The sequence below is a fragment of the Thalassolituus sp. UBA2009 genome (assembly GCF_002335285.1).
GTDB classification, from domain to species: domain Bacteria; phylum Pseudomonadota; class Gammaproteobacteria; order Pseudomonadales; family Oceanobacteraceae; genus Venatoribacter; species Venatoribacter alkanivorans.
On record NZ_DDCJ01000048.1, the window covers coordinates 1 to 9558 of the forward strand.

The window sequence follows — 9558 nt, forward strand, 5'->3', positions numbered from 1 at the left end:
CCATCGGGATCTGTTCAGCGCGTGGATTCAGACTGTGCAGAATGGCCTGCAGGCGGTGCAGTTGCTCCGCGCTGCCCAGATCGGTTTTGCTGATCAACAGCTTGTCGCAGAATTCAATCTGATCAATCAGCAGATCGCTGACGCTGCGCTGGTCGTCTTCACCCAAGGATTCACCGCTTTCCTGCAATGAACGGGCGGCGTCAAAATCCTGCAGAAAATTCACCGCATCGACCACCGTGACCATAGTATCCAGGCGGGCAATATCCGACAGGCTGACGCCATTTTCATCGGCGAAGGTAAAGGTTTCAGCTACAGGCAGAGGCTCGGCGATGCCGGTGGATTCAATCACCAGGTAATCAAAGCGCCCGGCTTCCGCCAGTTGGCGTACCTCAATTAACAGGTCTTCGCGCAGGGTGCAGCAAATGCAGCCGTTGCTCATCTCCACCAGTTTTTCTTCACCACGCTTCAGCTCAACTTCGTCTTTTACGAATGCAGCATCGATATTCACCTCGCTCATATCATTAACAATCACCGCCACCCGGCGGTTATCGCGGTTATGCAGAATATGATTGAGCAGAGTGGTTTTACCGGCACCGAGAAAGCCCGACAGCACGGTAACCGGCAGGCGGGTATCGGCCATCGCCGGAGTTGAATGGGTGGGGGAAGTCGCAGGAGCGTTCATTGAATCCTCGTACTGGGTTGCGTGAGTTATCATAATTAACACATGTTATAACGTAACATTTATGATTTTGAGAAAGCAAGATAAGAAGAGAACGGTGAGCCGCAAGTAACAGAAGGGCGCCGGAAGAACGCGTAAGAGAGCTCTGCCGTTAGGCCATGTAAGAAAGCCTGGCAGGAGCTGGTCACTGGGCTGTTGGCATGAAAACCGTTATCCTTGCGCTCTTTATGTTTAACGCGGATTTAACCCACATGGCTTTTGCAAAACAGCACATCGATTGGATTTTGTTTATTCTTCTGGCCGCTATTTTTGTCATTTTTCCGCAGATTGATCTGAGCGTCAGCCGCTGGTTTTACGACGCAGAACAAGGCCGCTGGCCGCTGGCCAATCACCCGGTCAGCGAGTCGGTGTATGCGTTATTTCGTTATGTGCCCTATGTGCTGGTGCCGGTATTACTGATTGCCGTCGCACTGACCTTTGTTAAAGGTGGTATTGCACAGGCGCAGCGTAAAGCCTGGGTATTTATTCTGGTGTCGTTGCTGGCGGGCCCCGGCATTCTGGTACACGGCGTGTTTAAAGAAGGTTTCGAGCGCGCACGACCAAAACAGGTGCAGGAATTTGGTGGCCACAGTGGTTTTACTCCGGCCTTTGTGATTTCTGACCAGTGTGCAAAAAAATGTAAATCTTTCGTTAGTGGACATGCGGCGATGGGATTCTGGCTGATGGCTTTTGCCTGGGTCTTCCGTCGTCGCAGCTGGTTCTGGGCTGGTATGGCCGTGGGTATTGTGGTCAGCGCCGGGCGTATTGTGCAGGGCGGGCACTTTTTAAGTGATACGATTTTTGCCGGTTTTGTCTGCTATTTTACCTACCGGCTGATGAGCTACTGGATTCTGGGTTACAGCCGGATTCAGGACGATAAAAAAGCCTGAAAAAACCTCTGATTATTTTCTGGCAACAATAAAAACGGACTGTGCTGCCGGTTGCCAGAGATGATCGATACTGAATCCGGCCCGGGTCAGTTTTTCCACTAACTCCGTTTTATTAAAACGATTCACAAAGGGCGCCAGATTCAGCACCTGCATAACCGGAATCATCATACGCCAGAGGATATTCATTTCCTTCACCAGTGCTGTGCTGGTAATAAATACACCGCCTGGTTTTAACGCCTTATAACTGGCGCTGATAGCGGAATCCGGATCTTCCAGCAGGTGCAGGATATTCAGCCCCAGCACGGCGTCAAAGCTGGCCGCGGGTGGATTAATACTTTCCAGCGTTCCCTGCTGAAAACGGATATTACCGATACCAGCATCTTTGGCTTTCTGTGCCGCAATGGCCAGCATATTGTCGGAAATATCCGTTGCCAGAACCTCTTTAACATACGGCGCATGAACCATCGCGGTGCTGCCGGTGCCACAGCCAAACTCCAGTACTGACCAATCGGGTTGCAGATAGCGCTGGGTTATTTCCAGCTTCTTACGGTAGGCCGCTTCATCCTGAATCCGGCTTTTGGCATAGCGCTGTGCACTGTTATCCCAGAATGTCTTTGAATCCTTCATCGTCATTTCCTTTGCTTACGTGTGGCGGACTACGCCGTAAAGTGCAGCAGTAATTCAGTATGTCCGGTATGACTGTCGGTTTGTTCCCGGACCAGTGTAAAGTCCTGACTCCGGTAAAAACGACAGCTGGGTTCGTTGGCTTTATATACCGTAAGATGCAGCTCATTGCGCTGCTGTTTGGCGTGATTTAATAATTGTTTACCAATGCCCCGACCCTGCTGTTGCGGAGCAACAAATATGGCGGCCAGCGTGTTGTCATGCAGAGCATAAAAACCGACAACCTGTGCGTTCAGCTCAAATACCCAGACATCGGAGTTGGGTAAATACACATCGCGCATAGTATCCAGCTGAGACTGCCAGAATGATGACTCAATAAAATCATGGGCTTTAACGGACGCATCCAGCCAGACTGTCAGTATTGCGTCGATATCACTGCGGGCTGCCTGTGTGCTGCCTGCGCCGGGTGGGGGCAGCGTAGTGGGGGAGGTTGTGGTATCCAGACGGATACCGGCAGCGGGTCTGATCATAATTATCCGGGGGAAGTTTTAACAACAAAGAGAGTTTTAACAACAAAGAGAGTTCAGGGCATATCAAGGCAACTGAAACTGTCTGGCAGAATCTGCTGTTGGCTATCGCGCTCAAATTTTAAAAATCGGGTGGAACATTCCTGATTTTGCCAGGGTTTGCAATCGGAAACCGACAGCGTACAGACTCCGTTATAACAACCGTAACTCAGACGGTTTCTGCTGGCTGTATTATTCATTTCCAGCAGCGAGGCAATAACAGCGCCCACTGTGGTAACCGGGCTGCCTTCACAGGCGTAATTCTCTGCGGCAATTTCCGTGCTGGCATAGCGCATCACATTTTCCAGTAATCGCTGTTGGTCTGCCGCCGTTGGAATTTGGTGATAGGAACAGACCCAGGCACTGAACAAGCCCGCGGTAGCTCCCAACAGGAAAATAATAATATTCAGTGTTGTACGTTTCATCGCATAAATTTCCGCTTATAAACCGGCTTTGGCCCGTTCAATCGCGGCATTAATTGCCGCTTTCGCTTGTGGGCTGTTTTTCCAGCAGGTGGTTCTCAGCATCTGAGCCACTCTCTCGGCGATATCTTCTGCGTTGTAAGTGGCCAGCTCAGCCAGCGAACTGATGCCAATTTCCTCAAAGCGTTTGATCACGGTCGGGCCAACGCCCTTCAGCGCCAGCAGGGCTTCTTTTTCAGGTTCAGAAAATTTCATAGATTGCTTTATTTTAAGGGGAGGGGAATTCGGATTTGGTAGTTTTTTCGGTCAAAATCAAAGTCTTTCTTGGCTGAGTATTTTTTGGCATTGGACACCTCGTCGGTTTAACTTTGGTGTCCGTTAAAGCGGGGAAAGATCACCAATCCGTAGCAGCCACTTTTTAGGAATTACCATATTCGGAACTCTGATTTCTTTGCAGAAATTATATATTCTGACAAAAATTCTTTATCATTTTCATCAACTTCTACGGGAATTCCAACCTTTTCAAACTCTTTGGCCATAGCTTTTGCAACATTAATTTTATTTGGATCTTCTAAATATGTTTCTAATGCACTTGCCATGTTTTTTGCGTCAGCTTCTGAAACCAGTTGACCCTCAGACATGTCATATGCACCATTCCATTGGCCTTGCCAACCTTCAGGAGGTAAAGTTCCTTTTTCTTTCCAACCATATTCGATTGCAATATTCAGGTAAAATGCCCATCCAATGTTTGAAATATCGAACTCTAATCCTTCTGAGTTTTTTAAATCGATGCTCATTATTTACCCTCTCCTAGCCCTTCAAGCAGGGATCGCGTTAGCGGATCAAGGCGTGAAGCGCCCTTGTTGACTTGTTAAGTGTTTTCTAAGCATCTAGCAAAGGTCCAACCAAAACAGCCCCATTAGGGAGTAAAACGCTATCGTGCACAAATACAAAGCCATTATACTTGTCGGCGATGGTGAATAGGCTCTGCCAAATTGCATGATTTTCTTCAAACTCCCTTTCTGATACTAGACCCAACACAACTTTCGTATGGCCAATGGCATAACTTGTATCTGCCTTTCTTTTGGGATCTTGATCCAATGAGGAAATGTAACCAAGAAAGCCATTTATATGGTTCTGGACTTTTGATGATTCCATAATATTAAACCGGACCGTATCTTCGCCTAAATCAACATCATAGTATGTTGCTTTACGGAATAATCTTTTATCGCTTCTTACTTGTTCGAATACTTCAGAGAGATTTACTTTATCTCTTTGAATGTATATTGCTCCGTTAGCTGGCACAGTTTCTCCTTGGGCACTTAACGCCTGCATTTGCGGTTTGGGTGAAATGGCGGCTGTTTTGCATTTTTTGCAAAACAGGTGACAGTTTACCCAAATCCGGCAAGATGCACTTGTTAGGCATTTTTTCTTGATAGAAACAATGAAAAATCATCATTTACCTTTGACGCCATCAAAGTTAATTTACTTCCGCCATCAGAAACAAAACCTATGCATGTATTGCTGGTGTTTCCAGCCAATCCAAGCAGGGTATTTGGGCTATCTCCAATCAATTTTTTTGTATATTGACCCGAGAATGAAGAGCCAGAAACGCTGCCAATCAACTTAACAGAATACTTGCTTCCTCCAAGCGCTGAAGCTGGCTCTTCCCAAGACGCCTCTAACTTATGGTTACTTACTACAACTTTTGTCTGAGTTACGCCCTTAACAAACCATTCGCCCTCAAGCTCTTTAGGATTACCCAGATAATATTGCTCAATATAAGAACGAATTAGTTTCTGACGGCTGAGTGATTTTTTACTCAATTTTTCCCACTTTTCTCTCTGCTCTTCTTTCTTTTCATTAATGGCAGTGATTAATCTATATACATTTTCATGCGTATCATCTGACTCTAATGCCTTTTTGGCAATTTCTTCTGCCTCTTCGGTAAAACCTGCATCTAATAACAAATACCCTTGATTGGCCATTGCTAAAGTATTTTTATAACTGGCAGCTTTCTTATAGTTATCAATAGCTTTAATTTTCAAGCCAGCTTCTTGAGCACGCACACCCAGATTGTTTAATGCTGTAGAATTTTCACCATCAATTCTAATTAGTCTTAGGTAGTTACTTATTGATATGTCATCGATATCTTCATTGCTTGCTGCATAAGCAGAATTAAATAACTCGTCTCGATTATTGGGATCAAATTCTAAAGATTTATCTTTGCAATAGATAGAAATGGTTTTGTTACCTAGAGATTCTTCAATTTTAGAAAGGGCTTCATAAATTTTTGCCTTTTGATTTTCCTCTTCAACCTTTAACAAACGACTAATTAATAACCCTCGTGCTTGAACTGGATCATTATCTTTATTCATTGCATGGGCTAAGTTTACTTTAGCTTCTGTAATCAAAGGCTCTGATTTAAATTCGTTTACTGCTTTTTCCCAAATCTGGACTTCCTTATTGTATTGCATGCTGTCACTTAAACAGAATGAAAGCCATGTTAAGCTATTTAGCTTTGATTCCTCGGTCTTTGCTGTGCGCGCCAACTCTTCTAGCTCAAGAATTGCCGCGTTGTCCTTACCTTTCTCAAACTTAAAGAAAAGATAAATCGCCTTATTTTCCTCTAACTTAACTTCATCTTTTTCTTCCAATGCATACTTTTTAAAAACCTTTTCGGCTGCGTCTAAATTCCCATTTTCAAATGCAGTGTGCATCTCTGAAAACCAGCCTTCCTCCTTGGCCTTTTCTTCTTTTTCCGTCTCTTCATCATGGTCTATCGGCTTTTCATCAGCATTCGATAACTTAACTACTTTCTCGTTGCTTCCATTTATTGGCGCGACAGCGTTCATCCCAATCTCGGAATTGCCGTTCCTGAAAGAAAAAGAAGTTAGCCTAGAAATAAAATTAGAGATAGCATCTCTGCAAATTATTAGTAGCACTAAAAACAAAAGGCTGACCATATTTTCAGATAAAAACCCAGTTATTATCTGCGTTATTTCTAGTACGGTATTTGGTGTATCAGACATGAATTATATTTATCACCTTGTAAGCCTAACAGTTTCTTAGTAGGCATGCTCATTAACACACCTAAGCCCTTATTCAGATTTCCAGCCTAACCTATTGTCCGGGCTGTAGAAATCATCGTTATTTTCTTTCTTGTCAGGATATAAACGCGCATGCGCGCTTTTACCTTGAGTCGCTCTTTACACTTTGCGCGTTATCACTTTTCGCAGAATATTAAGTGATTGATTTTCTTCCATTTTTTCTGAATTGAAGGTGTCAATCTGCGCATGCGCGTTTTTCTGCCGGAGCGTAAACGCGCATCAGATTCCATAAACAGTAAAATATACTGGTTGTTTGTATATTATTTTGCGTTGGTGATTTTCAGTGCTTTTCTGGCAGTGAAAATCGTTCTGGTCTGCTTGTATTCCAGACACGCTGCCGCCCGTCCTTGTATACGCAGGGCAGGAATCGCGTGGTTTTATCATTCGGGATTGTAAGCGGGGAGGGCGTGTGTCCGGACGGTGTGTTCGTACGATATGGTGGCCTCCCTGCTGAGGTTCGAGAGTACTGAACTTCAGGGAGCGATTCAATAATTGATAGAAACAGTTACAACTGGCACAAGGCGGCAATGCTGTATTACCCATAGTCGGGCAGGTTCAGGCTCTGCTGAGTAGCGCTGTGCGGGCGGCCATAAAAAAACAGGGCAGCACATTGTGCTGCCCTGTTGCTGTCATGGTAAAAAGCATTTGCCGGTGTTCCGGCAAAATAACCGCGACGGTTATTCGGCCTGAATGCCCACAATTAACCATGGTGCGTTGTCTTTGCTCAGATCGCGCTCCAGATGCCAGATATCAAAAATACCGTCTTCGGATTTTTCCAGCAGGTCGCGTACGCGGCCTTTAAACAGCAGGCTGATTTCGGCGTTGTCTCCGGCCTGACCGGCGGCGACGATTTCGGCGCTTAAATCCAGCACTTCGGTTTGTGGTGGCACCATCATGCGGTTGCGCTGGTTGGCGAGGGCGGCATACAGGCCCGGGCTGACGTATTCAGTGATGGTGTCGAGGTTGCCCTGATTCCAGGCTTCCTGCACTTCACGGTAGTGCTGTAAGGCGCCGTCGATAAAGGCTTGCTGATCAAAACCTGCTGGCAGATCAATGCTGGCTTCGGCAGCAAAAGCGGCGCTGTTGCCAGAGGCCGGAGCAGCACCGCTGTCGGCCAGGTTGCCCATATCGAAGCTCTGACGTTGCTGGGCAGCATTGCCGGCAGCGGAATAAGCACTCTGTGGCGCATTGTGCTGAGCGGCGCGGCCACGCAACAGCTTAAACAGAACAAAGCCAACCAGCGCCAGCAGCAGAATATCCATCATCTGAATGCCTTCAAACGCGCCGCTGCCCAGCAGGTAGGCGAACAGACCACCGGCCAACAGGCCGCCCAGCAGGCCTTTACCCAGGCCACTGCCCGGACGGGCGCTATTGGCTGGCTGCTGTTTTTGGGTCTGATCCGGGGTGGCTTTTTTCTGCTGGAAAGGTACAGATTTGGTTTTGCCAAAACCACCGGAGCCAAAGCGTGCCGCATCTGCGGTGCTGGCGAGTCCGAAGGTAAGCATCAGGGCGGTGAACAGGGTCCAGAAGGCTTTCATAGTATCCTCGTTGTATTTTTATGCCGGTCTTTCTGCATAGGGTTTCCGCAGAAAAGCCATTTTCAGGCATGCATCATAGGGCAGTGAGAAGGGGGCGTCATGCAGGGAATTGGCAGGAATCGTAAATGTGATGGACGTTTTATTTTGCGTGAATTTAACCATTCAAAGTGTGTGTGAATTGATTCAGGTCAATTTCTGATCAGGCCATTTCTCTAGACTCGCCGGAGTCTATTAATAAAAACAACAGCGACAGGATGTTCCGGCTATGGATATGTATGAGTGGACCGCTGACCTTAATCTGGGAATTGAGGTAATTGATGCTCAGCATCGGCAGATTGTGCAGTACATCAATGATCTGACCCATGCTATTGGTTCTGAAGATGTTGATGAAGTCTTTGATGTTATGGAGCGCCTGCGCGACTACACCCTTGACCATTTTGCCTTTGAAGAACAGTTAATGAATCAGGCGGGCTATGTTTTGCTGAGTGCGCACCAGATGGTGCATCGCCGCTTTGAAGATAAAATTTCCCGTATGCAGGAAGAGCTGACCAGCGGTCGTGATCCTTTTGGTATCGCCCGCCGGGTACGTACATCATTAATGGCGTGGCTTATTCAGCATATCCGCCACGAAGATGTTGATTATGTGCCGGTGGTAAAAAAAGTACTGAAACGGGAAGAAGGCTGGATTAATTCGGCGTTGAAGCGGATTTTTGGTAACAACACTTCCAACGCCTGATCATACTCTCTGGCATAAAAAACGGCTGACGCTTTTGGCGGACAGCCGTTTTTTTATACGTTTTTACGGGCTTGTATTTACCAGAACAACCAGGCGAACAGGGTCAGTACAATAATACAGGCCAGGTTCAGCCAGATGCCTGCACGCATCATTTCACTTTGTTGCACATAACCGCTGCCAAACACGATGGCATTGGGTGGCGTGGCGACCGGCAGCATAAAGGCGCAGGATGCGGCGATAGCAATCAGTGCCGACAGAATAACGGGTGATACACCCAGGCTGTCGGCAATGGCCGCAAACACCGGTACTAACAGTGCGGCGCTGGCGGTGTTGCTGGCAAACTCGGTAAGAAACACCACGAAGGTCACAATGCTCAGCAGTGCTGCGAGAGTGCCGCCGGAGTGAAGAAAATCGCCGATACTGTGCGCCAGAAATTCACTGGTGCCGGTGGTTTTTAAAATTGCGCTGAGGCACAGACCACCACCGAACAATAACAGCACACTCCAGTCGGTGGTTTTTTCAATGTCTTTCCAGGTTACAACGCCGCTGACCGCGAGTGCGATTATCGCGCTGATGCCAATAACGCTATCAAACGAGGCAAGGCCACCAAGCCAGGAGTTTAACGGCGCACTGAATATCCAGCACAGTACGGTCAGGGTAAAAATGGCGAGGGTAATACGTTTGTTGTTATCCCAGACCAGAGTACTTTTCTGCACGCTGAAGCGTTGGTTCAGATCGGGCTTAAGTACCCAGTACAGTACGCCGACAGCAACCGGCAGCAGAACCAGCGTAACCGGCAGCGCCAGTTTCATCCAATCCACAAATGTCATGCCATTCTGTGCCGCTGCAATGGCATTCGGCGGGCTGCCAACCAGTGTGGCAATACCACCAATACTGGCGCAGTAGGCAACGCCGAGCAGGGTAAATACATAGGTGCGGTGATGTTTTTCGCGG

Annotated in this window: 12 protein-coding genes; 2 read left to right on the top strand and 10 right to left on the bottom strand. The window is 47.1% G+C overall.

The window, feature by feature from the left end; all coding sequences use genetic code 11:
• A partial coding sequence (locus tag B3P58_RS05255; protein ID WP_286716419.1) for a GTP-binding protein occupies nt 1-640 on the bottom strand: 640 nt, incomplete at its 3' end.
• Nucleotides 641-930: 290 nt separating this feature from the next.
• On the opposite strand from B3P58_RS05255, the gene B3P58_RS05260 reads away from it, so the two are divergent.
• Nucleotides 931-1608, top strand: coding sequence for a phosphatase PAP2 family protein (locus tag B3P58_RS05260; protein WP_186435928.1), 678 nt, complete (start codon nt 931-933; stop codon nt 1606-1608).
• Nucleotides 1609-1620: 12 nt separating this feature from the next.
• On the opposite strand, the gene B3P58_RS05265 is transcribed toward B3P58_RS05260, so the two are convergent.
• The 8 genes from B3P58_RS05265 to B3P58_RS05300 all read right to left on the bottom strand — a co-directional run bounded on the left by B3P58_RS05265 (nt 1621) and on the right by B3P58_RS05300 (nt 7868).
• Nucleotides 1621-2235 carry a class I SAM-dependent methyltransferase gene (locus B3P58_RS05265; protein ID WP_286716411.1) on the bottom strand — a complete coding sequence of 205 codons (615 nt, stop codon included), beginning with the start codon at nt 2233-2235 and terminating at the stop codon, nt 1621-1623.
• A gap of 29 nt (nt 2236-2264) precedes the next feature.
• On the bottom strand, nt 2265-2762 hold the full coding sequence (locus tag B3P58_RS05270) for an N-acetyltransferase (protein WP_286716412.1): 498 nt from the start codon (nt 2760-2762) through the stop codon (nt 2265-2267).
• Nucleotides 2763-2815: 53 nt separating this feature from the next.
• Nucleotides 2816-3223 (bottom strand): hypothetical protein, encoded by a 408-nt coding sequence (locus B3P58_RS05275; RefSeq protein WP_286716413.1) that lies wholly within the window; start codon nt 3221-3223, stop codon nt 2816-2818.
• 15 nt (nt 3224-3238) lie between these two features.
• Entirely contained in the window at nt 3239-3475 is a 237-nt protein-coding gene (locus B3P58_RS05280; protein WP_230330790.1) for a helix-hairpin-helix domain-containing protein, read from the bottom strand.
• A gap of 170 nt (nt 3476-3645) precedes the next feature.
• Entirely contained in the window at nt 3646-4017 is a 372-nt protein-coding gene (locus tag B3P58_RS05285; RefSeq protein WP_286716414.1) for a hypothetical protein, read from the bottom strand.
• Between the two features lie 85 nt (nt 4018-4102).
• On the bottom strand, nt 4103-4525 hold the full coding sequence (locus B3P58_RS05290; RefSeq protein WP_286716415.1) for a hypothetical protein: 423 nt from the start codon (nt 4523-4525) through the stop codon (nt 4103-4105).
• 113 nt (nt 4526-4638) lie between these two features.
• Nucleotides 4639-6252 carry a tetratricopeptide repeat protein gene (locus B3P58_RS05295; RefSeq protein ID WP_286716416.1) on the bottom strand — a complete coding sequence of 538 codons (1614 nt, stop codon included), beginning with the start codon at nt 6250-6252 and terminating at the stop codon, nt 4639-4641.
• 755 nt (nt 6253-7007) lie between these two features.
• Complete coding sequence (locus tag B3P58_RS05300; RefSeq protein WP_286716417.1) at nt 7008-7868, bottom strand: Tim44 domain-containing protein; 861 nt, start codon at nt 7866-7868, stop codon at nt 7008-7010.
• A 265-nt stretch (nt 7869-8133) separates the two neighbouring features.
• On the opposite strand from B3P58_RS05300, the gene B3P58_RS05305 reads away from it, so the two are divergent.
• A complete protein-coding gene (locus tag B3P58_RS05305) occupies nt 8134-8604 on the top strand; it encodes a bacteriohemerythrin (protein WP_145469274.1) in 471 nt (156 codons plus the stop codon).
• Nucleotides 8605-8681: 77 nt separating this feature from the next.
• On the opposite strand, the gene B3P58_RS05310 is transcribed toward B3P58_RS05305, so the two are convergent.
• The coding region (locus tag B3P58_RS05310) for an SLC13 family permease (RefSeq protein ID WP_286716418.1) at nt 8682-9558 on the bottom strand (877 nt) is incomplete at its 5' end.